The sequence below is a fragment of the Leclercia sp. EC_58 genome (assembly GCF_019584355.1).
Taxonomy (GTDB): domain Bacteria; phylum Pseudomonadota; class Gammaproteobacteria; order Enterobacterales; family Enterobacteriaceae; genus Enterobacter.
In genome coordinates, this window is the sequence record NZ_VDAM01000001.1 from 1,100,411 (window position 1) to 1,126,633 (window position 26,223).

Annotated in this window: 24 protein-coding genes; 22 read left to right on the forward strand and 2 right to left on the reverse strand. The window is 53.9% G+C overall.

Translation table 11 applies throughout. The annotated features are described in order from the left end of the window. Positions 1 to 127: 127 nt before the first annotated feature. The 13 genes from asnC (at position 128) to FHC51_RS05510 (ending at position 11,620) form a co-directional block, all read left to right on the forward strand. Positions 128 to 586: a transcriptional regulator AsnC gene (asnC, locus tag FHC51_RS05450; protein WP_032615488.1), complete on the forward strand. Its 459-nt coding sequence runs from the start codon at positions 128 to 130 to the stop codon at positions 584 to 586. A gap of 90 nt (positions 587 to 676) precedes the next feature. After that, on the forward strand, positions 677 to 1,126 hold the full coding sequence (gene mioC, locus FHC51_RS05455) for an FMN-binding protein MioC (protein ID WP_103177602.1): 450 nt from the start codon (positions 677 to 679) through the stop codon (positions 1,124 to 1,126). A 373-nt stretch (positions 1,127 to 1,499) separates the two neighbouring features. Then, positions 1,500 to 3,389 carry a tRNA uridine-5-carboxymethylaminomethyl(34) synthesis enzyme MnmG gene (gene mnmG, locus FHC51_RS05460; RefSeq protein ID WP_220435055.1) on the forward strand — a complete coding sequence of 630 codons (1,890 nt, stop codon included), beginning with the start codon at positions 1,500 to 1,502 and terminating at the stop codon, positions 3,387 to 3,389. A gap of 105 nt (positions 3,390 to 3,494) precedes the next feature. Further along, on the forward strand, positions 3,495 to 4,118 hold the full coding sequence (gene rsmG / locus FHC51_RS05465) for a 16S rRNA (guanine(527)-N(7))-methyltransferase RsmG (protein WP_220435056.1): 624 nt from the start codon (positions 3,495 to 3,497) through the stop codon (positions 4,116 to 4,118). Between the two features lie 615 nt (positions 4,119 to 4,733). Next, positions 4,734 to 5,114 carry a F0F1 ATP synthase subunit I gene (gene atpI, locus FHC51_RS05470; RefSeq protein ID WP_220436654.1) on the forward strand — a complete coding sequence of 127 codons (381 nt, stop codon included), beginning with the start codon at positions 4,734 to 4,736 and terminating at the stop codon, positions 5,112 to 5,114. 8 nt (positions 5,115 to 5,122) lie between these two features. Continuing rightward, the gene (gene atpB, locus FHC51_RS05475) at positions 5,123 to 5,938 is read left to right on the forward strand and encodes a F0F1 ATP synthase subunit A (protein WP_040077702.1); all 816 of its coding nucleotides are present in this window, start codon (positions 5,123 to 5,125) and stop codon (positions 5,936 to 5,938) included. A gap of 49 nt (positions 5,939 to 5,987) precedes the next feature. Next, the gene (gene atpE, locus FHC51_RS05480) at positions 5,988 to 6,227 is read left to right on the forward strand and encodes a F0F1 ATP synthase subunit C (RefSeq protein WP_000429386.1); all 240 of its coding nucleotides are present in this window, start codon (positions 5,988 to 5,990) and stop codon (positions 6,225 to 6,227) included. A gap of 52 nt (positions 6,228 to 6,279) precedes the next feature. Next, on the forward strand, positions 6,280 to 6,750 hold the full coding sequence (gene atpF, locus FHC51_RS05485) for a F0F1 ATP synthase subunit B (RefSeq protein ID WP_032615498.1): 471 nt from the start codon (positions 6,280 to 6,282) through the stop codon (positions 6,748 to 6,750). A 14-nt stretch (positions 6,751 to 6,764) separates the two neighbouring features. Next, on the forward strand, positions 6,765 to 7,298 hold the full coding sequence (gene atpH / locus FHC51_RS05490; protein ID WP_103824232.1) for a F0F1 ATP synthase subunit delta: 534 nt from the start codon (positions 6,765 to 6,767) through the stop codon (positions 7,296 to 7,298). Between the two features lie 12 nt (positions 7,299 to 7,310). After that, positions 7,311 to 8,852: a F0F1 ATP synthase subunit alpha gene (gene atpA / locus FHC51_RS05495; RefSeq protein WP_103177607.1), complete on the forward strand. Its 1,542-nt coding sequence runs from the start codon at positions 7,311 to 7,313 to the stop codon at positions 8,850 to 8,852. 50 nt (positions 8,853 to 8,902) lie between these two features. Beyond that, complete coding sequence (gene atpG / locus FHC51_RS05500) at positions 8,903 to 9,766, forward strand: F0F1 ATP synthase subunit gamma (protein ID WP_103824234.1); 864 nt, start codon at positions 8,903 to 8,905, stop codon at positions 9,764 to 9,766. Between the two features lie 31 nt (positions 9,767 to 9,797). Next, complete coding sequence (gene atpD / locus FHC51_RS05505; protein ID WP_103824235.1) at positions 9,798 to 11,180, forward strand: F0F1 ATP synthase subunit beta; 1,383 nt, start codon at positions 9,798 to 9,800, stop codon at positions 11,178 to 11,180. 20 nt (positions 11,181 to 11,200) lie between these two features. Then, positions 11,201 to 11,620: a F0F1 ATP synthase subunit epsilon gene (locus tag FHC51_RS05510; protein ID WP_039032217.1), complete on the forward strand. Its 420-nt coding sequence runs from the start codon at positions 11,201 to 11,203 to the stop codon at positions 11,618 to 11,620. A 340-nt stretch (positions 11,621 to 11,960) separates the two neighbouring features. On the opposite strand, the gene FHC51_RS05515 is transcribed toward FHC51_RS05510, so the two are convergent. Next, the gene (locus FHC51_RS05515) at positions 11,961 to 14,051 is read right to left on the reverse strand and encodes a right-handed parallel beta-helix repeat-containing protein (protein ID WP_220435057.1); all 2,091 of its coding nucleotides are present in this window, start codon (positions 14,049 to 14,051) and stop codon (positions 11,961 to 11,963) included. Positions 14,052 to 14,394: 343 nt separating this feature from the next. On the opposite strand from FHC51_RS05515, the gene glmU reads away from it, so the two are divergent. The 8 genes from glmU (at position 14,395) to FHC51_RS05555 (ending at position 23,982) form a co-directional block, all read left to right on the forward strand. Then, positions 14,395 to 15,765: a bifunctional UDP-N-acetylglucosamine diphosphorylase/glucosamine-1-phosphate N-acetyltransferase GlmU gene (gene glmU / locus FHC51_RS05520; protein ID WP_220435058.1), complete on the forward strand. Its 1,371-nt coding sequence runs from the start codon at positions 14,395 to 14,397 to the stop codon at positions 15,763 to 15,765. Between the two features lie 179 nt (positions 15,766 to 15,944). Beyond that, the gene (glmS, locus tag FHC51_RS05525; protein WP_220435059.1) at positions 15,945 to 17,774 is read left to right on the forward strand and encodes a glutamine--fructose-6-phosphate transaminase (isomerizing); all 1,830 of its coding nucleotides are present in this window, start codon (positions 15,945 to 15,947) and stop codon (positions 17,772 to 17,774) included. 323 nt (positions 17,775 to 18,097) lie between these two features. Then, positions 18,098 to 19,138, forward strand: coding sequence for a phosphate ABC transporter substrate-binding protein PstS (pstS, locus tag FHC51_RS05530; RefSeq protein ID WP_114316326.1), 1,041 nt, complete (start codon positions 18,098 to 18,100; stop codon positions 19,136 to 19,138). Between the two features lie 128 nt (positions 19,139 to 19,266). After that, on the forward strand, positions 19,267 to 20,226 hold the full coding sequence (gene pstC / locus FHC51_RS05535) for a phosphate ABC transporter permease PstC (protein ID WP_103177614.1): 960 nt from the start codon (positions 19,267 to 19,269) through the stop codon (positions 20,224 to 20,226). Then, a complete protein-coding gene (gene pstA / locus FHC51_RS05540) occupies positions 20,226 to 21,116 on the forward strand; it encodes a phosphate ABC transporter permease PstA (RefSeq protein ID WP_103177615.1) in 891 nt (296 codons plus the stop codon). The genes pstC and pstA overlap by 1 nt, the downstream gene beginning before the upstream one ends. Positions 21,117 to 21,163: 47 nt before the next feature. Next, positions 21,164 to 21,937, forward strand: coding sequence for a phosphate ABC transporter ATP-binding protein PstB (gene pstB, locus FHC51_RS05545; protein WP_103177616.1), 774 nt, complete (start codon positions 21,164 to 21,166; stop codon positions 21,935 to 21,937). Between the two features lie 14 nt (positions 21,938 to 21,951). After that, positions 21,952 to 22,677: a phosphate signaling complex protein PhoU gene (gene phoU, locus FHC51_RS05550; protein WP_103177617.1), complete on the forward strand. Its 726-nt coding sequence runs from the start codon at positions 21,952 to 21,954 to the stop codon at positions 22,675 to 22,677. 156 nt (positions 22,678 to 22,833) lie between these two features. Then, positions 22,834 to 23,982 carry an esterase gene (locus FHC51_RS05555; protein ID WP_375373815.1) on the forward strand — a complete coding sequence of 383 codons (1,149 nt, stop codon included), beginning with the start codon at positions 22,834 to 22,836 and terminating at the stop codon, positions 23,980 to 23,982. Between the two features lie 36 nt (positions 23,983 to 24,018). Here the strand turns inward: FHC51_RS05555 and yieH are convergent, their stop codons facing one another. After that, positions 24,019 to 24,684 (reverse strand): 6-phosphogluconate phosphatase, encoded by a 666-nt coding sequence (yieH, locus tag FHC51_RS05560; RefSeq protein WP_220435061.1) that lies wholly within the window; start codon positions 24,682 to 24,684, stop codon positions 24,019 to 24,021. A gap of 168 nt (positions 24,685 to 24,852) precedes the next feature. Here yieH and adeP point away from each other — a divergent pair, with 168 nt between their 5' ends. Next, positions 24,853 to 26,187 carry an adenine permease AdeP gene (gene adeP, locus FHC51_RS05565; protein ID WP_156240113.1) on the forward strand — a complete coding sequence of 445 codons (1,335 nt, stop codon included), beginning with the start codon at positions 24,853 to 24,855 and terminating at the stop codon, positions 26,185 to 26,187. The last annotated feature ends 36 nt before the right edge of the window (positions 26,188 to 26,223 follow it).

The window sequence follows — 26,223 nt, forward strand, 5'->3', positions numbered from 1 at the left end:
GGCATTGATTAAGCAACAAAAAAGAACCTCTTTCAATAATCCAACAATAAAACTCCCGACTCACTTTTAAATCGCTAAAATTACCCGCTAAAATAGAGTGATTCATTAATCTTCATAAGAAAAAGCTATGGAAAATTATCAGATCGACAATCTGGACCGCGGCATTCTCGAGGCGCTGATGGCCAATGCACGTACTGCCTACGCAGAACTGGCAAAACAGTTTGGTGTCAGCCCGGGGACCATTCACGTGCGCGTAGAGAAGATGAAACAGGCGGGGATCATTACCGGCGCCCATATTGACGTCAGTCCGAAACAGCTGGGGTATGACGTTTGCTGCTTTATCGGCATCATCCTCAAGAGCGCCAAAGACTACCCCTCGGCGCTGGCAAAGCTGAATGCGCTGGATGAAGTGACCGAGGCCTACTACACCACCGGCCACTACAGCATCTTTATTAAGGTGATGTGCCGATCGATCGACGCCCTGCAACAGGTACTTATCAACAAGATCCAAACAATCGATGAAATTCAGTCCACCGAGACGTTGATCTCCCTGCAGAACCCGATCATGCGTACCATCCGCCCGTAACCGGGCAAAATAATTACCACATTTTCCACAGGTAGATCCCAGCTCGTTCACAGCGTACAATGTCCCCCTGTTTATCTGAGCGAGCGATCAATGGCGGACATTACTCTTATTAGCGGCAGCACTCTTGGCGGTGCTGAATATGTCGCGGAACACCTGGCCGAAAAGCTGGAAGACGCGGGCTTTTCTACTGAAACGCTGCATGGACCGTTATTAGAGGATCTCCAGCTCGACGGGATCTGGCTATTGATCACCTCCACTCATGGTGCAGGGGATCTTCCGGATAACCTTCTTCCTTTATATGAAGAATTAAAAGAGCAGCAGCCCGACCTGACGAACGTCCGGTTTGGTGCCATTGGTATTGGCAGCCGGGAGTACGACACCTTCTGCGGTGCCGTTGAGAAGGTCGAGACCGAACTGAAGTCCTGCGGGGCACAACAGATCGGTGAAACGCTGAAGATCAACATCCTCGATCATGATATTCCGGAAGATCCAGCCGAACTTTGGCTGGCGGAATGGAAAAATTTACTCAAAACAGATTAAAGATCGTGCGATCGGATGTGGATAACTCTGGTTAAAAGCTTGGATCAACCGGTAGTTATCCAAAGAACAACCCGTGATGACTTTTTGTGCTGTGTATAACATCGCGATCTGATCCCAGCTTATACGTCACAGGATCACCGATCATTAACAGCAAACGATCCTCTCTAAGCACATGATCTTCTTTGGGAGATCCGGCTTATCCACAGAAACCCGCGATCCTAATAAGAGATCACAATAAAACAGATCTCTAAATAAAAAGATCTTCTTTTTAATAGCCAGGATCCCAGTGCTTTCTCGAACGACTAAAGTTGAGTAGAATCCACGGCCCGGGCTTCAATCCATTTTCTTACCGCTTTACGCGAGGCAGACCACCATGTTTTATCAGGATCCTTTTGACGTCATTATCATTGGCGGGGGTCATGCAGGCACCGAGGCCGCAATGGCCGCGGCGCGAATGGGTCAGCAGACCCTGCTTTTGACACACAATATCGACACGCTAGGACAGATGTCCTGTAATCCGGCGATTGGCGGCATTGGGAAAGGACACCTGGTAAAAGAAGTGGATGCACTTGGCGGCCTGATGGCAACCGCGATCGATCATGCGGGTATCCAGTTTAGGATACTAAACGCAAGCAAAGGCCCCGCCGTTCGGGCGACCCGTGCTCAGGCGGACCGCGTGCTCTACCGCCAGGCCGTACGCACCGCGCTGGAGAATCAACCGAACCTGATGATCTTCCAGCAGGCGGTTGAGGATCTGATTGTGGAAAACGATCGTGTCGTTGGCGCTGTGACCCAGATGGGTCTGAAGTTCCGTGCCAAAGCCGTCGTGCTGACCGTCGGGACCTTCCTTGACGGCAAAATTCACATCGGACTGGACAACTACAGCGGCGGCCGTGCTGGCGATCCGCCGTCCATTCCCCTTTCACGCCGTCTGCGTGAACTGCCGCTGCGCGTCAGCCGCCTGAAAACCGGTACGCCACCGCGTATCGACGCCCGCACCATTGATTTCAGCGTGCTGGCCCAACAGCACGGCGATAACCCGATGCCGGTCTTCTCGTTCATGGGCAGCGTGGATCAACATCCGCGCCAGGTGCCGTGCTATGTCACGCACACTAACGAGAAAACCCATGACGTGATCCGCAGTAACCTCGATCGCAGCCCGATGTATGCCGGTGTGATCGAAGGGATCGGCCCGCGCTACTGCCCGTCGATCGAAGACAAGGTGATGCGCTTCGCCGATCGTAACCAGCACCAGATCTTCCTGGAGCCGGAAGGGCTGACCTCCAACGAGATCTACCCGAACGGTATCTCCACCAGCCTGCCTTTCGACGTGCAGATGCAGATCGTCCGTTCCATGCAGGGGATGGAGAATGCGAAGATCGTCCGTCCGGGCTATGCCATTGAGTATGACTTCTTCGATCCGCGTGACCTGAAGCCAACCCTGGAGAGCAAATTTATCCAGGGTCTGTTCTTTGCGGGCCAGATCAACGGCACCACCGGCTACGAAGAAGCTGCCGCACAGGGTCTGCTGGCCGGTCTGAACGCCGCGCGCTTCTCGGCCGAAAAAGAGGGCTGGGCGCCGGGTCGTTCTCAGGCTTACCTGGGCGTGCTGGTGGACGACCTCTGCACCCTCGGCACCAAAGAGCCGTACCGCATGTTTACCTCCCGCGCGGAATATCGTCTGATGCTGCGTGAAGACAACGCCGACCTGCGCCTGACCGAAATCGGTCGCGAGCTGGGCCTGGTGGATGATGCTCGCTGGGCGCGCTTCAACAAGAAGATGGAGAATATCGAGCGTGAACGTCAGCGCCTGAAGACCACCTGGGTCAACCCAACAGCCGAGTCTGTAGACGAAGTGAATGCTCACCTGTCGGCGCCGCTCTCCCGTGAAGCCAGCGGGGAAGATCTGCTCCGTCGTCCGGAGATGACCTACGAGCAGCTGATCCAGATGACGCCGTTTGCGCCGGGTCTGGAAGACGTGCAGGCCGCAGAGCAGGTCGAAATCCAGGTGAAATACGAAGGCTATATCGCCCGTCAGCAGGATGAGATCGAGAAACAGCAGCGTAACGAGAGTACGATCCTGCCCGCCACACTGGATTACCGTCTGGTTAACGGCCTCTCCAACGAGGTGATCGCCAAGCTGAATGACCATAAGCCGTCATCCATCGGCCAGGCATCGCGAATTTCAGGCGTCACGCCTGCGGCCATCTCCATTCTGCTGGTGTGGCTGAAAAAACAGGGTATGCTGCGCCGTAGCGCTTAATTGTAAGAACTGCCCGGTGGCGCTGCGCTTACCGGGCCTACAGAATTCCGTAGGGCGGGTTCGCGTAGCGCCACCCGCCAGCACCTATCTCAACAGGTATTCACCGTGCTCAACAAACTCACTCGTCTGCTGGAACAAGCCGGTATTTCGCTCACCGATCACCAGAAAAATCAGCTGGTGGGGTATGTCGATATGCTGCACAAATGGAACAAGGCCTATAACCTCACCTCGGTTCGCGATCCGAACGAGATGCTGATTCGTCATATTCTCGACAGCATCGTCGTGGCACCTCATCTCCAGGGCGAGCGTTTTATCGATGTAGGCACTGGTCCGGGCCTGCCGGGTATCCCGCTCTCTATCGTGCGTCCTGAGAGTCAGTTCACGCTGCTGGACAGCCTGGGCAAGCGCGTGCGCTTTCTGCGGCAGGTTCAACATGAACTGAAGCTGGAAAATATTCATCCGGTGCAGAGTAGGGTAGAGGAGTTTCCCGCTGAGCCGCCGTTTGATGGCGTGATCAGCCGGGCATTCGCCTCGCTCAACGACATGATCGGCTGGTGTAAGCACCTGCCTGCGGAAAATGGCCGCTTCTATGCCCTGAAAGGGGTGCTGCCGGAAGAAGAAATCGCGCAGATGCCTGAAGGTTTTGAGATGGAAGAGGCGATTAAATTGCACGTTCCCCAGCTGGAAGGCGAACGTCATCTGGTGATTGTTAAGCCAAAATCTTTTTAAAAATATAATAAAAAATGTGGAATTTGTGCTGTTCTTAGTATGTTAAAAATTACGCGTCAGGCTAAGAAGTAAACAGGGCTAATTTAACCGCTTTTTTACTGTGGATTTTCTTTGGGTTAACCTGGGCGTGTAGTTAACCCAAAAGATAATAAACACCGAAAATATCAGCTTGCTAAAAGTAGGGAAGAGTAATCAGATTGTAATGTTAAATATTTATTAAAAATGTCAATAAAAGGTTTTTGTTGTATACAGGGCTGTTTTGAGAATAGTTGCTGAAATTAATCTTTAATATCAGAAAGATGAAATATAACGTTTTACCGCTTTAATTTATTCGACCTTATCGTAAATGTCTATTTTGTGATCTCGTGCACGCTTTATCGTCAACGTTTCCGCGTTGTTTGCAGTTTTGACGCGCCATTCATTGTTTGGCGAAAAGTTAAGAAATAGCGCCGGGGAAAAATATTTAAACATTTATTCACCTTTTCGCTACTTATTGTTTGAAATCACGGGGACGCACCGTATAATTTGTCCGCTTTTTGCTGCTTGACTCTGAGCCTTAAAGAACGTTTTATACGACACGCGACATACCTCGAAGTGAGCAGGAGTAAAAACGTGATATCAGTGTCGCTCTTGAGTCGAAACGTTGCTCGTAAGCTTCTGTTCATTCAGTTTCTGGCGGTGATAGCAAGTGGATTGCTGTTCTGCCTCAAAGACCCCTTCTGGGGCATCTCTGCGGTAAGCGGAGGTTTGGCAGTGGTTATGCCAAACATGTTGTTTATGATTTTTGCCTGGCGTCATCAGGCGCATACACCTGCCAAAGGCCGCATGGCCTGGTCCTTCGCCCTCGGCGAAGTGTGTAAGGTGTTGTTGACCTTTGCCCTCCTGGTGGTGGCGCTGGCGGTTTTTAAAGTGGTATTTTTGCCGCTGATAGTGACGTGGGTTTTGGTGCTGGTGGTACAAATTCTGGCGCCAGCTGTAATCAATAACAAAGGGTAAAAGGCATCATGGCTTCAGAAAATATGACGCCGCAGGATTACATAGGTCACCATCTGAACAACCTTCAGATCGACCTGCGTACATTCTCGCTGGTGGATCCGCATAACCCCCCAGCCACCTTCTGGACGATCAATATCGACTCCATGTTCTTCTCGGTGGTACTGGGTCTGTTGTTCCTGGCCATTTTCCGCGGCGTTGCGAAACGTGCGACCAGCGGCGTTCCAGGGAAATTCCAGACGTTCATCGAAATGATCATTGGCTTCGTTCACGGTAGCGTCAAAGACATGTATCACGGTAAGAGCAAGGTGATTGCACCGCTGGCGCTGACCGTCTTTGTCTGGGTCTTCCTGATGAACCTGATGGACCTGCTGCCGATCGACCTGCTGCCGTTTATCGGCGAGCATATCTTCGGTCTGCCTGCGCTGCGTGTGGTGCCGTCTGCTGACGTGAACATCACCCTGTCTATGGCGCTGGGCGTATTCATCCTGATTCTTTTCTACAGCATCAAAATGAAAGGTGTAGGCGGCTTCGTGAAAGAGCTTACCCTGCAGCCGTTCAACCACTGGGCGTTTATTCCGATCAACTTGATTCTGGAAGGCGTTAGCCTGCTGTCCAAACCGATTTCCCTCGGTCTGCGACTGTTCGGCAACATGTATGCGGGTGAGCTGATTTTCATTCTGATCGCGGGTCTTCTGCCGTGGTGGTCACAGTGGGTTCTGAATGTGCCGTGGGCCATTTTCCACATCCTGATCATTACGCTGCAAGCCTTTATCTTCATGGTTCTGACGATCGTCTATCTGTCGATGGCGTCTGAAGAGCACTGATTCTTTACCAACACTACTACGTTTTAACTGAAACAAACTGGAGACTGTCATGGAAAACCTGAATATGGATCTGCTGTACATGGCTGCCGCTGTGATGATGGGTCTGGCGGCTATCGGTGCTGCGATCGGTATCGGCATCCTCGGGGGTAAATTCCTGGAAGGCGCAGCGCGTCAGCCAGATCTGATTCCTCTGCTGCGTACTCAGTTCTTTATCGTTATGGGTCTGGTGGATGCTATCCCGATGATCGCTGTAGGTCTGGGTCTGTACGTGATGTTTGCTGTCGCGTAGTAAGTCGTTTAAACCCTAAGCCACAGTTGTAAATTTAAAGAGGTATTGTGCTGTGAACATGAACGCAACAATCCTCGGCCAGGCCATCGCGTTTGTTATCTTTGTCTGGTTCTGCATGAAGTATGTATGGCCGCCTTTAATGGCTGCCATCGAAAAACGTCAGAAAGAAATTTCTGACGGCCTGGCTTCTGCAGAACGCGCTAAGAAAGATTTGGACCTTGCACAGGCCAACGCGACCGACCAGCTGAAAAAAGCGAAAGCGGAAGCCCAGGTAATCATCGAGCAGGCGAACAAACGTCGTTCTCAGATCCTGGACGAAGCGAAAGCTGAAGCAGAACAGGAACGTACTAAAATCGTGACACAAGCGCAGGCAGAAATTGATGCCGAGCGTAAACGTGCTCGCGAAGAGCTGCGTAAGCAGGTCGCGATTCTGGCTGTTGCTGGCGCCGAGAAGATCATCGAACGTTCCGTGGATGAAGCTGCTAACAGCGACATCGTGGACAAACTTGTCGCTGAACTGTAAGGAGGGAGGGGCTGATGTCTGAATTTGTTACGGTAGCTCGCCCCTACGCCAAAGCAGCTTTTGACTTTGCTATCGAACACCAAAATGTCGATCGCTGGCAGAACATGCTGGCGTTTGCCGCTGAGGTAACGAAAAACGAACATATGGCTGAGATGCTTTCTGGCGCCCTGGCGCCTGAAACGCTCGCCGATTCGTTCATCGCCATTTGCGGTGAGCAGCTGGACGCCAACGGCCAGAACCTGATTCGGGTAATGGCAGAAAATGGTCGTCTGAAAGCGCTCCCGGATGTTCTCGAGCAGTTTGAGCACCTGCGTGCCCTCAGTGAAGCCACTGTTGAAGTTCAAGTAACTTCTGCGACTGAACTGAGTAACGAACAGCTTGCGAAAATCACCGCCGCGATGGAAAAACGTCTGTCACGCAAAGTGAAGCTGAATTGCAATATCGATAAGTCTGTAATGGCAGGCGTAATCATCCGTGCGGGTGATATGGTCATTGATGGCAGCGTACGCGGCCGTCTTGAGCGCCTTGCAGACGTCTTGCAGTCTTAAGGGGACTGGAGCATGCAACTGAATTCCACCGAAATCAGCGAACTGATCAAGCAGCGCATTGCTCAGTTCAGTGTTGTGAGTGAAGCTCACAACGAAGGTACTATTGTTTCTGTAAGCGACGGTGTTATCCGCATCCACGGCCTGGCCGATTGTATGCAGGGTGAAATGATCTCCCTGCCGGGTAACCGTTACGCTATCGCACTGAACCTGGAGCGCGACTCCGTAGGTGCAGTTGTGATGGGTCCTTACGCTGACCTCGCCGAAGGCATGAAGGTTAAGTGTACTGGCCGTATTCTTGAAGTTCCAGTTGGCCGCGGCCTGCTGGGTCGCGTGGTGAACACCCTGGGTGCGCCAATCGACGGTAAAGGTCCGGTTGAGCACGATGGCTTCTCCCCAATCGAAGTTATCGCACCAGGCGTAATCGACCGTCAGTCCGTCGACCAGCCGGTGCAGACCGGTTATAAATCCGTTGACGCCATGATCCCAATCGGCCGTGGCCAGCGTGAGCTGATCATCGGTGACCGTCAGACCGGTAAAACCGCGATGGCAATCGATGCGATCATCAACCAGCGCGATTCCGGCATCAAATGTGTGTACGTGGCTATCGGCCAGAAAGCGTCCACCATCTCTAACGTGGTGCGTAAACTGGAAGAGCACGGCGCGCTGTCCAACACCATCGTTGTTGTGGCGACCGCTTCTGAATCTGCTGCACTGCAATACCTGGCACCGTATGCCGGTTGCGCAATGGGCGAATACTTCCGTGACCGCGGTGAAGATGCACTGATCGTATACGATGACCTGTCTAAACAGGCTGTGGCTTACCGTCAGGTTTCCCTGCTGCTCCGTCGTCCACCTGGACGTGAAGCATTCCCGGGCGACGTATTCTATCTGCACTCCCGTCTGCTGGAGCGTGCATCCCGCGTTAACGCGGAATACGTTGAGAACTTCACCAAAGGTGAAGTGAAAGGCAAAACCGGTTCTCTGACCGCTCTGCCGATCATCGAAACCCAGGCGGGTGACGTTTCTGCGTTCGTTCCGACCAACGTAATCTCCATTACCGATGGTCAGATCTTCCTGGAAACCAACCTGTTTAACTCCGGTATTCGTCCGGCGGTTAACCCGGGTATCTCCGTATCCCGTGTAGGTGGTGCAGCGCAGACCAAGATCATCAAGAAACTGTCCGGTGGTATCCGTACCGCACTGGCACAGTATCGTGAACTGGCAGCGTTCTCCCAGTTTGCATCCGATCTTGACGATGCAACCCGTAAACAGCTTGACCACGGTCAGAAAGTGACCGAGCTGCTGAAACAGAAACAGTATGCCCCTATGTCAGTCGCACAGCAGGGCCTGGTACTGTTCGCAGCAGAACGTGGTTATCTGGGGGATGTAGAACTGGCGAAAATCGGTAGCTTTGAAGCCGCACTGCTGGCTTACGCTGACCGTGACCATGCTCCACTGATGCAAGAGATCAACCAGTCCGGTGGCTATAACGACGAAATCGAAGGCAAGCTGAAGAGCCTGCTCGATTCCTTCAAAGCAACCCAGTCCTGGTAACGTCTGGCGGTCTGTCTTAGGGCAGACCGCAAGGCATTGAGGAGAAGCTCATGGCCGGCGCAAAAGAGATACGTAGTAAGATCGCAAGCGTCCAGAACACGCAAAAGATCACTAAAGCGATGGAGATGGTCGCCGCTTCCAAAATGCGTAAATCGCAGGAACGTATGGCGGCCAGCCGTCCTTATGCAGATACCATGCGCAAAGTGATTGGTCACCTTGCGAGCGGTAATCTGGAATATAAGCACCCTTACCTGGAAGAACGCGACGTTAAGCGCGTGGGCTACCTGGTGGTGTCTACCGACCGTGGTTTGTGCGGCGGCTTGAACATTAACCTGTTCAAAAAGCTGCTGGCGGATATGAAAGCATGGTCCGATAAAGGCGTTCAAAGCGATATCGCGATGATCGGCTCTAAGGGCGTCTCTTTCTTCAATTCCGTAGGCGGCAATATTGTCGCCCAGGTGACCGGTATGGGTGATAACCCGTCCCTGTCCGAACTGATCGGTCCGGTTAAAGTGATGTTGCAGGCCTATGATGAAGGCCGTCTGGACAGGCTGTACGTTGTAAATAACAAATTTATTAACACCATGTCCCAGGTTCCGACCCTCACTCAGCTGCTGCCGTTACCGGCATCAGAAGATGAAGAGTTAAAACATAAAGCCTGGGATTACCTGTATGAACCGGATCCAAAACCGCTGCTGGATACCTTGCTGCGTCGTTATGTTGAATCTCAGGTTTATCAGGGCGTGGTAGAAAACCTGGCTAGCGAGCAGGCCGCACGTATGGTGGCGATGAAAGCCGCTACCGATAATGGTGGCAGCCTGATCAAAGAGCTGCAGTTGGTATACAACAAAGCTCGTCAGGCCAGCATTACTCAGGAACTCACCGAGATCGTCTCGGGGGCCGCCGCGGTTTAACCAGGTTTACGAATTACGTAGAGGATTCAAGATGGCTACTGGAAAGATTGTCCAGGTAATCGGCGCCGTAGTTGACGTCGAATTCCCTCAGGATGCCGTACCGCGCGTGTACGATGCTCTTGAGGTTCAGAATGGTAACGAAAATCTGGTGCTGGAAGTTCAGCAGCAGCTCGGTGGCGGTATCGTGCGTACCATCGCCATGGGTTCTTCCGACGGTCTGCGTCGTGGTCTGGAAGTAAAAGACCTCGAGCACCCAATTGAAGTACCAGTAGGTAAAGCAACCCTGGGCCGTATCATGAACGTCCTGGGTCAGCCGATCGACATGAAAGGCGATATCGGCGAAGAAGAGCGTTGGGCTATCCACCGCGCAGCACCTTCCTATGAAGAGCTGTCCAGCTCTCAGGAACTGCTGGAAACCGGCATCAAAGTTATCGACCTGATGTGTCCGTTTGCGAAGGGCGGTAAAGTTGGTCTGTTCGGTGGTGCGGGTGTAGGTAAAACCGTAAACATGATGGAGCTGATCCGTAACATCGCGATCGAGCACTCCGGTTACTCCGTGTTTGCGGGCGTAGGTGAGCGTACTCGTGAGGGTAACGACTTCTACCACGAAATGACCGACTCCAACGTTCTGGATAAAGTATCCCTGGTTTACGGCCAGATGAACGAGCCACCTGGAAACCGTCTGCGCGTTGCGCTGACCGGTCTGACCATGGCTGAGAAATTCCGTGACGAAGGTCGTGACGTACTGCTGTTCGTCGACAACATCTACCGTTACACCCTGGCCGGTACGGAAGTATCCGCACTGCTGGGTCGTATGCCATCAGCGGTAGGCTACCAGCCGACCCTGGCGGAAGAGATGGGTGTTCTGCAGGAACGTATCACCTCTACCAAAACCGGTTCTATTACCTCCGTTCAGGCGGTATACGTACCTGCGGATGACTTGACTGACCCATCCCCAGCAACCACCTTTGCGCACTTAGACGCAACCGTGGTACTGAGCCGTCAGATCGCGTCTCTGGGTATCTACCCGGCCGTTGACCCGCTGGACTCCACCAGCCGTCAGCTGGATCCACTGGTAGTGGGTCAGGAACACTACGACACCGCGCGTGGCGTACAGTCCCTGCTGCAGCGTTATCAGGAACTGAAAGACATCATCGCCATCCTGGGTATGGATGAACTGTCTGAAGAAGACAAACTGGTGGTAGCACGTGCGCGTAAGATCCAGCGCTTCCTGTCCCAGCCGTTCTTCGTAGCAGAAGTATTTACCGGTTCTCCGGGCAAATACGTTGCGCTGAAAGACACCATCCGTGGCTTTAAAGGCATCATGGAAGGCGAATACGATCACCTGCCGGAGCAGGCGTTCTATATGGTGGGTTCCATCGACGAAGCCGTGGAAAAAGCCAAAAAACTTTAACGCCTTAATCGGAGGGTGATATGGCAATGACTTACCACCTGGACGTCGTCAGCGCAGAGCAACAAATGTTCTCTGGTCTGGTCGAGAAAATCCAGGTAACGGGTAGCGAAGGTGAACTGGGTATTTTCCCGGGTCACGCCCCGCTGCTCACCGCCATTAAGCCTGGTATGATCCGCATCGTTAAACAGTTCGGTCATGAAGAGTTTATCTATCTGTCTGGCGGCATTATTGAAGTGCAGCCTGGTAGCGTGACCGTACTGGCTGATACCGCAATTCGTGGCCAGGATCTCGACGAAGCGCGAGCTCTGGAATCGAAGCGTAAAGCAGAAGAGCACATTAAGAGCTCTCATGGCGACGTGGATTACGCTCAGGCGTCTGCAGAGCTGGCCAAAGCGATCGCGAAACTGCGCGTTATCGAGTTGACCAAGAAAGCGATGTAACACCGGCTTGAAAGCACGAAAGCCAGTCTGGTCTCCAGACTGGCTTTTTTTATGGTTCCGTTTCAGAAAATCTGAAGCTAAAACGATGTTTTATTATTTTGTGATTTAGATCACAAAAAGATTGATCGGCAGAATAGTCAGGAGTAGACTTCGTTTTGTGATGAATATCACATAACTGAACTCCAAAAATATCAGGATGCCATCATGAAAACGATCAATAAAATCATCGCCCTTTTCAGCAACATGAACGTCTCTTTCGGTACGTTCAACCACTAAGTGCTGATATGCCGGGTGGCGCCACGCTTACCGTAGTGTGATAAGCGAAGCGCCTCCCTGGTACCTACATTTTTACCTGCGTTTTATCCAGTTCCTTCCCTTCACTGTTCACGCTTTTACCCTTCTTGATAAAGTAGTTCGTGTTATCAATGTTTCCTGTCACCGCATCGTCGTACTCGCCTGGCTTATTACGGATCGATACGTTGCCGGTAAAGGTTCCCTGAGTTGTCACATCGCCGTACGGGCTTGGACGGAAGATATAGTTAAAGCGCTGGTTATCTACCGCGATATTGTTCTCCACCACCAGCCTGCCGGGGTTAAAGTTATCGGTGAAGCCGTCCAGGTGATTGCCCGTGGCTTTGCTGTTGCGGATCTGATGCGCCACAGGCTGCCCTTCTCCGCCGAGCTTAAAGCCGTTACTGGTATTGTTGCTGGCAACCGAGTTCTCGATCACGACCACGCCGTTTGCGCCATCTTCAATCTTGTTGAACAGGTCAAAACCGTCGTCGATATTGTCGTGGGAATAGCAACGCTCCAGCCGGTTACCTTCCCCCACCCGCATTTTCACCGCGAAGCCATCGGCGTTAATTTTGCCGGGATCTTCATTGGCGTAAGATTCAGAATCCACAACCCGGTTATAGCTTGCCCATAATGGCCGGCCAATCTTCTCCGGGGAGGAGATCTGGATCCCGGTATCGTCATTGCGGTAGGCCGTGACGCGCTCGATCAGGTTATGGCTGCCCTGAACGCGCAGACTTTTGTCGGTCACGTCGATACCGTTGATATGCCAGTAGCTGGCATCAAGCAGCAGGCCGTGGATCACCACTTTCCCGTCTGCCAGCAGGGTTTTGAGTTTATCGCTGCTGCCGCTGGCAGCGACGGGGATCTCACTCTGCGGGTAATCGCCGCTTTTCAGCACCAGCTTGCCGCCGGGCGCCAGCAGGGCGATGGCGGTGGCGAGATCCAGTGGCGCATCGGCGGTGCCTTGTGCATCCGCTTTTCCGTCCGGAGCGGCATAGAGGTGCGTCGTATCTCTGTCCGCAATGCGTTCGACGGTGAGCTGCTGGTTCACTGGCGTGCCATGAGCAGGCGTAAAGGTCACCGTGAAGGTGCTGGTCTGCTCCAGGCGGGCTGGCAGGGTGTACATTTCGCCTGCTTTCACCGCTTTCTCATTACCGATCACCACTTCGTTTTGTCTTACGCTAAATACCCCGTCCTCATTAGCGCGCGCCTGCAGCAGGTAATCTGGCGAAGCGCTGACCGTACCAGATGCCAGCTGCACCACGACCGGCAGTGGCTCTGCCTGCCAGGGCTCCGAAGGCACGGTATGGGCGCTGGTGGTGGTGAGCGAGGCGTTAGTTACCGTAATTTTGGCATTGCGGGAGGCAAAAAAGCCGACGTAATAGTGGTCCTTGTTCTGTACCGAAATCAGGTCAGCGCGCGGCACGCGCTTGCTCACCCAGGTGTCGCTGTCCAGCGGGGCCCAGGCGGTAATAAAGCCGTCGTCGGTGCGCTGGAGTTTCAGGCGAAATTCAGGCGTCTGGCTCAGATCCACCTCTTCCTTATAACTCTGCTTTTTAATGGCGGCTCCGGCATCCCCCCAGGGATGGCTGATCCCCTCCCGGGTGATAGCCTGCATTTTTACCCTCTGATGGTCTTTTTTATCCTGAGTCATAATGGCGTTCATCACCTGATTTGATGCCGCCGGAAACTCTTCATAGCCGGTTTTTAGCGGTTGCTGGCGTGGGTTGCCGAGGACATCGCGCACCAGTAGTCCGGCGCCCTCCTGCGCGGCAGGTTTCGCGCCATTCTCCGGCCCAAACTGGTCGACCCGGACAGTGGCCTGCAAAACGAAATTTTCTGCCGTCGGCAGCTCGGTATAGAAAAACGTTAAGCCGTCGTGGGAGTTGGCGATTTTGCCGCCCCGGCTTTCCAGGGTGATGGCTTTTGCCAGGTCAGCGCTCTCCTGGGGCGAGAGCTTTTTCCCGTCGATGGTCACATCATTGACGCCGATTTTCTCGGGCAGCACGTTGGAGGAAAAATTCAGATCCGTTGATTGCCCAAAGGCGATGGCTTTCCAGACATGAGGTTGTTCTGTTGCCATAGCGGAAAAGGCGCTACACATCATCAGGGCCAGAGGTATTTTAGACTTCATCTTATTCTCCTGAGTAATAATTGAGCGCTATTATCATCAGAATAAAACAGTGTTTCTTTTTTGTGTGTCACACATTCAGATAATTAAAACAGTGTTTTGCTTATAACAGGCTTTATTAATAGAGCGAAAAAATAGCTAACATGTTGGGAGGGCTGGAGAGTTCGCTAAAGGGCGCTTTATTTCACAGGCAAAGCCCTTTAATCTGCGGTAAAAAGGACCGTTAATTTGCCCGAAACAGGCAACGTTGTGCGTTTTACCGTCACTCCATTTTTTGGCGCAAAATATGTAGAATTTTCAACGCCAAAGGGTTTTACTTTTCACTCAAATTACAGTCAGGACGTGTATGTTGAACACTGCAATGAGCGTGGTCATCCTTGCCGCAGGCAAAGGCACCCGCATGTATTCCGATCTTCCTAAAGTGCTGCACACCCTTGCAGGGAAAGCGATGGTGCAGCATGTCATTGATGCCGCTAACGATCTCGGCGCCAGCCAGGTGCATCTGGTCTACGGTCACGGCGGCGATCTGCTGAAGCAGACGCTACGCGATGACAAACTCAACTGGGTTCTGCAGGCAGAACAGTTGGGCACCGGCCACGCCATGCAGCAGGCCTCCCCGTTCTTCTCTGACGACGAAGACATCCTGATGCTCTACGGCGACGTGCCGTTGATCTCCGTTGAGACGCTGACCCGCCTGCGCGCTGCAAAACCGCAGGGCGGGATCGGTCTGCTGACCGTTAAGCTGGACGATCCAACCGGTTATGGCCGTATCACCCGTGATAACGGCAAGGTGACGGGCATCGTTGAGCACAAAGATGCCACCGAGGCGCAGCGTGAAATTCAGGAAATTAACACCGGCATTCTGATCGCCAACGGGGCGGACATGAAGCGCTGGCTGTCACAGCTGAACAACAATAACGCCCAGGGCGAATTCTACATCACCGATATCATCGCGATGGCGTATCAGGAAGGCCGCGAAATCGCTGCCGTTCATCCGGATCGTTTAAGCGAAGTGGAAGGGGTGAACAACCGTCTTCAGCTGTCCCGTCTGGAGCGCGTATATCAGTCCGAGCAGGCTGAAAAGCTGCTGCTGGCGGGCGTAATGCTGCGCGATCCGGCACGTTTCGATCTGCGCGGAGTGCTTAATCATGGGCGCGACGTCGAGATCGATACTAACGTTATTCTGGAAGGCAACGTAACGCTGGGTAATCGCGTCAAAATTGGCACCGGTTGTGTGATCAAAAACAGCGTCATTGGCGACGACTGCGAAATCAGCCCTTATAGCGTGGTTGAAGATGCTCATCTGTCCGCCGCCTGCACTATCGGGCCGTTCGCCCGTCTGCGTCCGGGCGCTGAGCTGCTGGAAGGCGCACACGTCGGCAACTTCGTCGAAATGAAAAAAGCGCGTCTGGGCAAAGGCTCGAAAGCTGGCCATCTGACCTATCTGGGCGACGCAGAGATTGGCGATAACGTGAATATCGGCGCCGGGACTATCACCTGTAACTACGATGGCGCGAACAAGTTTAAAACCATTATTGGTGACGACGTGTTTGTGGGATCGGATTCGCAGCTGGTGGCACCCGTGACGATTGGTAAAGGCGTAACCATTGCGGCGGGCACGACCGTTACCCGCAATGTGGCGGAGAACGAGCTGGTGTTAAGCCGTGTGCCGCAGGTGCATAAGCAGGGCTGGAAACGCCCGGTGAAAAAGAAGTAAGCGGATTATTTCCTCTCCCCCTCCGGGAGAGGATTCGGGATGAGGGGATAACATAATCCCCCGCCCATCAGCAGTACCCATAAATATAACCCCACTCTCTACAAGGCTCGGGGCGCCCGGAAAGGGCATAACAGGTCAGCGACAACGCAGGCGAAAGCCTCTATTCGGAATCTAAAACTATGTGTGGAATTGTTGGCGCAGTCGCGCAGCGTGATATTGCTGAAATCCTTCTCGAAGGTTTACGTCGTCTGGAATACCGTGGTTATGACTCTGCCGGTCTGGCAGTGGTGGATGCAGAAGGGAATATGACCCGTCTGCGTCGCCTCGGTAAAGTAAACATGCTGGCACAGGCCGCGGAAGAGAACCCGCTGCACGGTGGCACAGGTATTGCCCATACCCGTTGGGCGACCCACGGTGAACCTTCGGAAGGCAACGCGCACCCGCACGTCTCTGAACACATTGTGGTGGTGCATAACGGCATCATCGAAAACCATGAACCGCTGCGTGAAGAACTTATCGCGCGTGGTTACACCTTCGTCTCTGAAACCGACACCGAAGTGATTGCCCACCTGGTTCACTGGGAGCTGAAGCAGGGCGGTACGCTGCGTGAGGCCGTACTGCGTGCGATCCCACAGCTGCGCGGCGCCTACGGCACCGTGATCATGGACAGCCGCGACCCGTCTACCCTGCTGGCAGCCCGCTCTGGCAGCCCGATGGTGATTGGTCTGGGGATGGGGGAGAACTTTATCGCCTCCGATCAGCTGGCGCTGCTGCCGGTGACCCGTCGCTTTATCTTCATGGAAGAGGGCGATATTGCAGAAGTGACCCGCCGTGACGTCAAAATCTTTGATAAATCTGGCGAGCCGGTAAAACGTCAGGATATCGAATCCAACCTGCAGTACGACGCGGGTGATAAAGGCGCTTACCGTCACTACATGCAGAAAGAGATCTACGAGCAGCCGAATGCCATCAAAAACACCCTGACCGGGCGTATCAGCCACGGCGAAGTGGATTTGAGCGAACTGGGTGCTAACGCCAACGAAATGCTGGCAAAAGTTGAGCACATTCAGCTCGTGGCCTGCGGCACCTCCTACAACTCCGGTATGGTTTCCCGCTACTGGTTTGAAGCGCTGGCAGGCGTGCCGTGCGACGTGGAGATCGCCTCCGAGTTCCGCTATCGCAAATCAGCCGTGCGTCGTAACAGCCTGATGATCACCCTGTCCCAGTCCGGTGAAACCGCTGATACCCTGGCGGCGCTGCGTCTCTCCAAAGAGCTGGGCTATCTGGGCTCGCTGGCCATCTGTAACGTACCGGGCTCCTCGCTGGTGCGTGAATCCGATCTGGCGCTGATGACCAAAGCCGGTACCGAAATCGGCGTGGCCTCTACCAAAGCGTTCACCACCCAGCTGACAGTTCTGCTGATGCTGGTGGCGAAACTGGCCCGTCTGAAAGGTCAGGATGCGGCGATTGAGCACGATATCGTGCACGGTCTGCAGGCGCTGCCGAGCCGTATTGAGCAGATGCTCTCCCAGGACAAGCGCATTGAAGCGCTGGCGGAAGATTTCTCCGACAAGCATCATTCCCTGTTCCTGGGTCGTGGCGATCAATATCCGATTGCTCTGGAAGGCGCGCTGAAGCTCAAAGAGATCTCCTATATCCACGCTGAAGCCTATGCGGCAGGTGAGCTGAAACACGGTCCACTGGCGCTGATCGATGCGGATATGCCGGTTATCGTGGTGGCACCGAACAACGAACTGCTGGAAAAACTGAAGTCCAACATCGAAGAAGTCCGCGCCCGTGGCGGCGTGCTCTATGTCTTCGCGGATCAGGATGCCGGCTTTACCAGCAGCGACAACATGCACATCATCGAGATGCCGCATGTGGAAGAGGTCATCGCCCCGATCTTCTATACCGTTCCGCTGCAGCTGCTGGCTTACCACGTTGCGCTGATCAAAGGCACTGACGTCGACCAGCCGCGTAACCTGGCGAAGTCCGTTACCGTAGAGTAATCCTCTCAGGCTCCACCTTCGGGTGGAGCTTTTTTTATCCTTTCTGCGCGTTTTTTCGCCTGCTTTTTTACCCTGCGTTCTATGACAAACTGTCATCTTCGGCTATTTTTTTTCAGTGTCACAGAAAGAAAATTTACCTGAAATCAATTTGTCATATTTCAATATAACTACTTGATAATAATAGATTATTTTGCTGGTTTTTCTGCGCGATTTTCGTTGTCATAAAACTGTCATAATTCGTACATTTATCTGTCACCTCTTTGTCCTATTTTGCTCATCGTAGCCACTAAACAACGATTTACGAAAATCTTGCAGGAGACATTATGAAAGTTATGCGTACCACTGTCGCAACTGTTGTCGCCGCGACCTTATCGATGAGCGCGTTCTCTGTATTTGCAGAGGCAAGCCTGACTGGCGCTGGTGCAACCTTCCCTGCGCCGGTGTATGCCAAATGGGCTGATACTTACCAGAAAGAGACTGGTAACAAGGTGAACTACCAGGGTATCGGCTCCTCCGGTGGCGTTAAACAAATTACCGCAAATACCGTTGATTTCGGCGCATCTGATGCTCCGCTGTCGGATGAGAAACTGAATCAGGAAGGCCTGTTCCAGTTCCCGACCGTTATCGGTGGTGTTGTGCTGGCGGTGAATATCCCTGGCCTGAAGTCCGGCGAACTGGTGCTGGATGGCAAAACCCTGGGTGATATCTACCTCGGCAAAATCAAAAAATGGGATGACGAAGCCATCACCAAACTGAACCCGGGCGTTAAGCTGCCTTCGCAGAACATCGCTGTGGTTCGTCGTGCTGACGGCTCCGGTACCTCCTTCGTCTTCACCAGCTACCTGGCGAAAGTGAACGAAGAGTGGAAATCCAAAGTCGGTTCCGGCTCTACCGTTAACTGGCCGACCGGTCTGGGCGGTAAAGGTAACGACGGTATCGCCGCGTTCGTACAGCGTCTGCCTGGCTCCATCGGCTACGTAGAATACGCTTACGCCAAGCAGAACAACCTGGCGTACACCAAACTGGTTTCTGCCGACGGCAAACCGGTCAGCCCGACCGAAGAGAACTTTGCTAACGCAGCCAAAGGCGCTGACTGGAGCAAATCTTTCGCTCAGGATCTGACCAACCAGAAAGGCGAAAATGCATGGCCAATCACCTCTACCACCTTCATCCTGGTCCACAAGGATCAGAAGAAGCCAGAGCAGGGTGCTGAAGTGCTGAAGTTCTTCGACTGGGCATACAAAAATGGCGGCAAACAGGCTAATGACCTGGATTACGCCAGCCTGCCGGACAGCGTGGTTGAGCAGATTCGTGCTGCATGGAAAACCAACGTGAAAGACAGCAGCGGTAAAGCGCTGTACTAACAGGATATTTTTGACGAAGATGGCGGGTAGCGCTAGCGCTAACCCGCCCTACGGTTCCGACTGTAGGCCCGGCAAGCGTAAGCGTCACCGGGCATATTCGTAAGACGTCTCAAACAGAAGAGTAATTTATGGCTGCAACCAAGCCTGCATTTAACCCTCCGGGTAAAAAAGGTGACATGATTTTCAGCGCGCTGGTAAAACTGGCTGCGCTGATTGTGCTATTGCTGCTGGGCGGCATTATCGTGTCCCTGATTTTCTCCTCCTGGCCGAGCATCCAGAAATTTGGTTTCTCCTTCCTGTGGACCAAAGAGTGGGATGCGCCGAACGATATCTACGGTGCGCTGGTGCCTATCTACGGCACGCTGGTGACCTCGTTTATCGCGCTGCTGATTGCGGTGCCGGTGAGCTTCGGTATCGCCCTGTTCCTGACCGAACTGGCGCCAAACTGGCTGCGACGCCCGCTGGGTATTGCCATTGAACTGCTGGCGGCCATTCCAAGTATCGTTTACGGCATGTGGGGTCTGTTTATCTTCGCTCCGCTGTTCGCGACCTACTTTCAGGAGCCGGTGGGCAATGTCCTTTCCGCTATCCCGTTTGTGGGCGCACTGTTCTCCGGTCCGGCTTTCGGTATCGGCATCCTGGCGGCAGGCGTGATCCTCGCCATCATGATTATTCCGTACATTGCGGCGGTCATGCGCGATGTCTTCGAACAGACCCCGGTGATGATGAAAGAGTCGGCCTACGGTATCGGCTGCACCACCTGGGAAGTTATCTGGCGTATCGTCCTGCCGTTCACCAAAAATGGGGTAATCGGCGGCATTATGCTGGGTCTGGGTCGTGCGCTGGGTGAAACCATGGCAGTGACCTTTATCATCGGTAACACCTACCAGCTCGACAGTGCCTCGCTCTATATGCCGGGCAACAGCATCACCTCGGCGTTGGCGAACGAATTCGCTGAAGCGGAGTCGGGCCTGCACGTAGCCGCGCTGATGGAACTGGGCTTAATTCTGTTTGTTATCACCTTCATTGTTCTGGCGATCTCCAAACTGATGATCATGCGCCTGGCGAAAAATGAGGGGGCACGCTAATGGCTACGCTCGAAATGCAAAATACCGCGGAGCTGGCGGAATCCCGCCGCAAAATGCAGGCGAAGCGCCGCATGAAAAACCGCCTCGCCCTGACGCTCTCCATGGCGACCATGGCGTTTGGTCTGTTCTGGCTGATCTGGATCCTGTTCTCCACGGTGGCGCGTGGCATCGACGGCATGTCGTGGGCGTTGTTTACCGAAATGACGCCGCCGCCAAATACGGCGGGCGGTGGTCTGGCGAATGCCCTGGCGGGCAGCGGCCTGCTGATCCTCTGGGCGACCGTCTTCGGCACGCCACTTGGTATCATGGCGGGGATCTATCTGGCGGAGTATGGCCGTAAATCCTGGATTGCAGAAGTAATTCGCTTCATCAACGACATCCTGCTCTCTGCCCCATCGATTGTGGTCGGCCTGTTCGTCTACACCATCGTGGTGGCGCAGATGGAACACTTCTCCGGCTGGGCGGGTGTGATTGCGCTGGCGCTGCTGCAGGTACCTATCGTTATTCGTACCACCGAGAACATGCTGAAACTGGTGCCGGACAGCCTGCGTGAAGCGGCCTACGCACTGGGTACGCCAAAGTGGAAGATGATTTCTGCCATCACCCTGAAAGCCTCCATCTCGGGGATCCTGACAGGTGTGCTGCTGGCCGTTGCCCGTATCGCCGGTGAAACGGCACCGCTGCTCTTTACCGCGCTCTCAAACCAGTTCTGGAGCACGGACATGATGCAGCCGATCGCCAACCTGCCGGTGACGATCTTTAAATTTGCGATGAGCCCGTTTGCCGAATGGCAGTCACTGGCCTGGGCCGGGGTACTGATTATTACCCTGTGCGTACTGTTACTGAACATTCTGGCGCGCGTTATTTTCGCGAAGAAGAAACACGGTTAATTATTGACGGCGTGGCACACTGCGGCGCCGGATGAGGAAATGAGTCAATGAGTATGGTGAATACTGCTCCGGGTAAACTTTCGGTTCGTGACCTGAACTTCTACTACGGTAAGTTCCATGCCCTGAAGAACATCAACCTGGATATTGCTAAAAACCAGGTTACCGCGTTCATCGGTCCGTCTGGCTGCGGTAAGTCCACGCTGCTGCGTACCTTTAACAAAATGTATTCGCTTTATCCGGAGCAGCGCGCCGAAGGCGAGATCCTGCTGGATGGCGACAACATTCTGACCAATACCCAGGATATCGCTCTGCTGCGTGCGAAAGTGGGTATGGTGTTCCAGAAGCCTACGCCGTTCCCGATGTCGATTTATGACAACATTGCCTTTGGTGTGCGCCTGTTCGAGAAGCTCTCCCGCGCCGATATGGATGAACGCGTGCAGTGGGCTTTGACCAAGGCCGCATTGTGGAACGAAACCAAAGATAAACTTCACCAGAGCGGGTACTCTCTCTCCGGTGGTCAGCAGCAGCGTCTGTGCATTGCGCGCGGTATCGCCATTCGCCCGGAAGTGTTGCTGCTGGATGAGCCGTGCTCAGCGCTGGACCCGATCTCCACCGGGCGTATTGAAGAGCTGATCACCGAGCTGAAAGCGGATTACACCGTGGTGATCGTGACCCACAACATGCAGCAGGCTGCCCGTTGTTCCGACCACACAGCATTTATGTACCTGGGCGAGTTGATTGAGTTCAGTAAAACGGACGACCTGTTCACCAAGCCTGCGAAGAAACAAACAGAAGACTACATCACCGGACGCTACGGCTGATTCAGGAGTGCGCAATGGATAATCTCAATCTTAATAAACACATTTCCGGCCAGTTCAACGCAGAGCTGGAAAGTATCCGCACCCAGGTGATGACCATGGGCGGAATGGTCGAGCAGCAGCTTTCTGACGCGATCACCGCAATGCATAACCAGGACAGCGAGCTGGCGAAGCGCGTGGTGGAAGGCGACAAACATGTCAACATGATGGAAGTGGCGATCGATGAAGCCTGCGTGCGCATTATCGCCAAGCGTCAGCCGACAGCGAGCGACCTGCGTCTTGTCATGGCGATCATCAAAACTATCGCTGAACTGGAACGTATTGGCGACGTGGCGGACAAAATCTGCCGCACTGCGCTGGAGAAATTCTCCCAGCAACACCAGCCGCTGCTGGTGAGCCTGGAGTCGCTGGGGCGTCACACCGTGCAGATGCTGCATGATGTGCTGGATGCCTTTGCGCGTATGGATCTTGATGAAGCGGTACGTATTTATCGGGAAGACAAGAAAGTCGACCAGGAGTACGAAGGCATCGTGCGCCAGCTGATGACCTACATGATGGAAGATACGCGAACCATTCCAAGCGTTCTGACCGCACTGTTCTGCGCCCGCTCTATCGAGCGTATCGGTGACCGGTGCCAGAACATTTGCGAATACATCTTCTACTTCGTGAAGGGCCAGGATTTCCGCCATGTGGGTGGCGACGAGCTGGACAAGATGCTGGCGGGTAAAGATCCGAAAGAGTAATACCCTCCTCTCATCACGCCAGTACTTACTGGCGTGATTATTTCTGGTGCAATCACATTATTTACCTTCATCCGTTGCCTGACGACCGAAACGCGCTAACGTGGGACGAAAAACAGCAAAGGATGGAACATGAAAAAATCATTAGCATGCCTGGCTATGGCAATCAGTATTGGAATAAGTACTGGAATGCCGGTTAACGCCGCCCCCTTTCCTGCCACACCCGATCCGGCGATGCCGGTTAGCCACTATGTCACGCAGGTTAATACGGATAAAAGTATTACCTTTCGCCTGTTTGCGCCTGCTGCGAAGCGGGTCTCCGTGGTGACGGGATCGATGCCGGAAACCTGGGTTTCCCATGATATGACGAAAGATAAAAATGGCGTCTGGTCATGGAAAAGCGAGCCTATGGCTCCGAACCTGTATGAATATTTCTACGATATTGACGGTTTTCGCTCCAGCGACACGGGCAGCCGCTATCCAAAACCCCAGCGCCAGGTCAATACCAGCCTGATTCTGGTCCCCGGCAGCATTCTGGACGATCGTCCGGTTCCCCATGGCGATCTGACCACCCTGACCTGGCATTCGCAGGCGCTCAACGCTGAACGCCGCGTCTATGTCTGGACCCCGCCGGGGTATAACGGTAAAGGCGAACCGTTACCGGTTCTCTATTTCTATCATGGGTTTGGGGATACCGGCCTTTCGGCCATCGATCAGGGCCGCCTGCCGCAAATCATGGATAATCTGATGGCCGAGGGGAAAATCAAACCTATGCTGGTGGTCGTGCCCGACACGGAGACCGACATTCCCGAGGCGATTCCTGAGAACTTCCCGCCTGCCGAAAGACGCAAAACCTTTTATCACCTCAACGCCAAAGCGGCAGATCGAGAGCTAATGAGCGAGATCGTTCCGCTAATTGATACCCGCTTCAACGTGCGTAAAGAGGCGGAGGGCCGCGCGCTGGCGGGTCTGTCGCAGGGGGGATATCAGGCGCTGGTTTCCGGAATGAATCACCTGGACAGCTTTGGCTGGCTGGGAACCTTCAGCGGCGTTACCACAACGACCGTACCTGACGAGGGCGTAGCCGCAAGATTTAAGCAGCCCGATGTTATCAACGGACAGCTGCATAATTTTACGGTAGTGGTAGGGGAGCATGATTCGGTAACCGGAAAAGATATCGCCGGGCTGAAAGCGGAGCTGGAAAAGCAGGGCATTAAATTTGACTACAAGCTGTATCCCGGACTGAATCATGAAATGGACGTCTGGCGTCCGGCCTATGCGGAATTTGTACAAAAAATCTTTAAGTAAAAATATCAGCCCTCCCCATACGGGGAGGGCATTTGCTTAGCGGGTAATATTCCAGCCGCGCGCTTTCCACAATGCCGGCAGCTGCGCCAGATCGGTAAAGGTCGTGACTTTCGGATGGTCGAGCGGCGGGTTGTGCGGATCGGCGCAGAAGTAGAACACCTCCATGCCCGCGGCGATCCCCGCCTGCGCGCCTGCGCTGGAGTCATCCACCAGGATGCAGTTCTCGACGTTGACGTTCATCGCTTTCGCCGCATGGAACATCATGGCCGGATCGGGCTTCCAGCGCTGAATATCGTAGCCGCTGAACAGTTTTTCCGGAAAATGGTGCAGCATCTGTAACTTGCCAAGGGAGTGCTGCATTTTGCTCACCGGACCGTTAGAGACCACGCACATTGGCACCGCCATAGAATCCAGCAGGGCGCTGGCCCCGGCGATCGCTTCCAGTTCCGAGTCGAAAAGGCGTGCGACCTCGGCGCGGTAAACAGGCTCCAGATCCGCTTTCGCGAGGCTGACGCCGTGTTCGGCATTAATGATGTCGATGATCTCGTAGAGCTTCACGCCCTTAAAGCGTTTGAAGGTCTCTTCGAGATCGAGCGTGATACCAAATTCCTGGAACATGGTGACATACGCCCGGGAACAGATGACCTCACTGTCGACCAGCGTACCGTCGCAGTCGAAAAATACCGCATCAATCTGAGACATGCCTTTCCCTTTCTTAACAAGTTTAACGTTTACGTTATGCATAACGGTGTGACGCAATCGTTGCCGTATAAGCAGATGCAATGAAAAAAAGTACCTCACAACCGCCCTTATTGTCGCATTTTGGTATAGGATAGCGACGGATTTTCCCTCCCTGTTCGGAAATAGATAATGAGTCAACAACACACTACCCAGTCTTCTGGCGCGGGTTTGCTTGAGCGCGTGTTTAAACTGCGCGAGCACGGCACGACGGCACGCACCGAAGTGATCGCCGGTTTCACCACCTTCCTGACGATGGTCTATATCGTTTTCGTGAACCCACAAATTCTGGGCGTTGCTGGCATGGACACCAGCGCCGTCTTCGTTACGACCTGTCTTATCGCCGCCTTCGGCAGCATCCTGATGGGGCTGTTCGCTAACCTGCCGGTTGCCCTGGCACCGGCGATGGGCCTCAACGCCTTCTTCGCCTTCGTCGTGGTTCAGGCGATGGGCCTGCCGTGGCAGGTGGGCATGGGCGCTATCTTCTGGGGCGCGGTCGGTCTGCTGCTGCTGACCATTTTCCGCGTGCGTTACTGGATGATTGCTAATATCCCGGTCAGCCTGCGCGTAGGTATCACCAGCGGTATCGGTCTGTTCATCGGTATGATGGGGCTGAAAAACGCCGGGGTGATCGTGGCGAACCCGGAAACCCTGGTCAGCATTGGTAAACTCACCTCCCACAGCGTGCTGCTGGGTGTGCTGGGCTTCTTCATCATCGCGATTCTGGCCTCACGCAATATCCACGCGGCGGTGCTGGTATCAATTATTGTCACCACCCTGCTGGGCTGGATGATGGGCGATGTACACTACAACGGCATCGTCTCCGCGCCGCCGAGCGTCTCCACGGTGATTGGCCATGTCGATCTGGCGGGCTCGCTGAACCTGGGCCTGGCCGGGGTGATCTTCTCCTTCATGCTGGTGAACCTGTTTGACTCCTCCGGGACGCTGATTGGCGTGACCGACAAGGCTGGTCTGGCGGATGAGAAGGGCAAATTCCCGCGCATGAAGCAGGCGCTGTTTGTGGACAGCATCTCCTCCGTGACCGGCTCCTTTATCGGTACCTCCTCCGTGACCGCCTACATCGAATCCTCTTCCGGGGTCTCCGTGGGTGGCCGTACCGGCCTGACCGCTGTCGTCGTCGGCCTGCTGTTCCTGCTGGTGATCTTCCTCTCTCCGCTGGCCGGTATGGTGCCGCCCTACGCTGCCGCAGGCGCGCTGATCTATGTCGGCGTACTGATGACCTCCAGCCTGGCGCGCGTGAAATGGGATGACCTGACCGAAGCGGTGCCGGCGTTTATCACTGCGGTGATGATGCCGTTCAGTTTCTCCATCACTGAAGGTATTGCGCTGGGCTTTATCTCTTACTGTGTCATGAAGGCGGGGACCGGGCGCTGGCGTGAAATCAGCCCGTGCGTGATGGTCGTTGCGCTGCTGTTCATTCTGAAGATTGCGTTTATCGACGCGTAATAAAAAAAGCCCTTTTCTCAGAAAAGGGCTTTAATT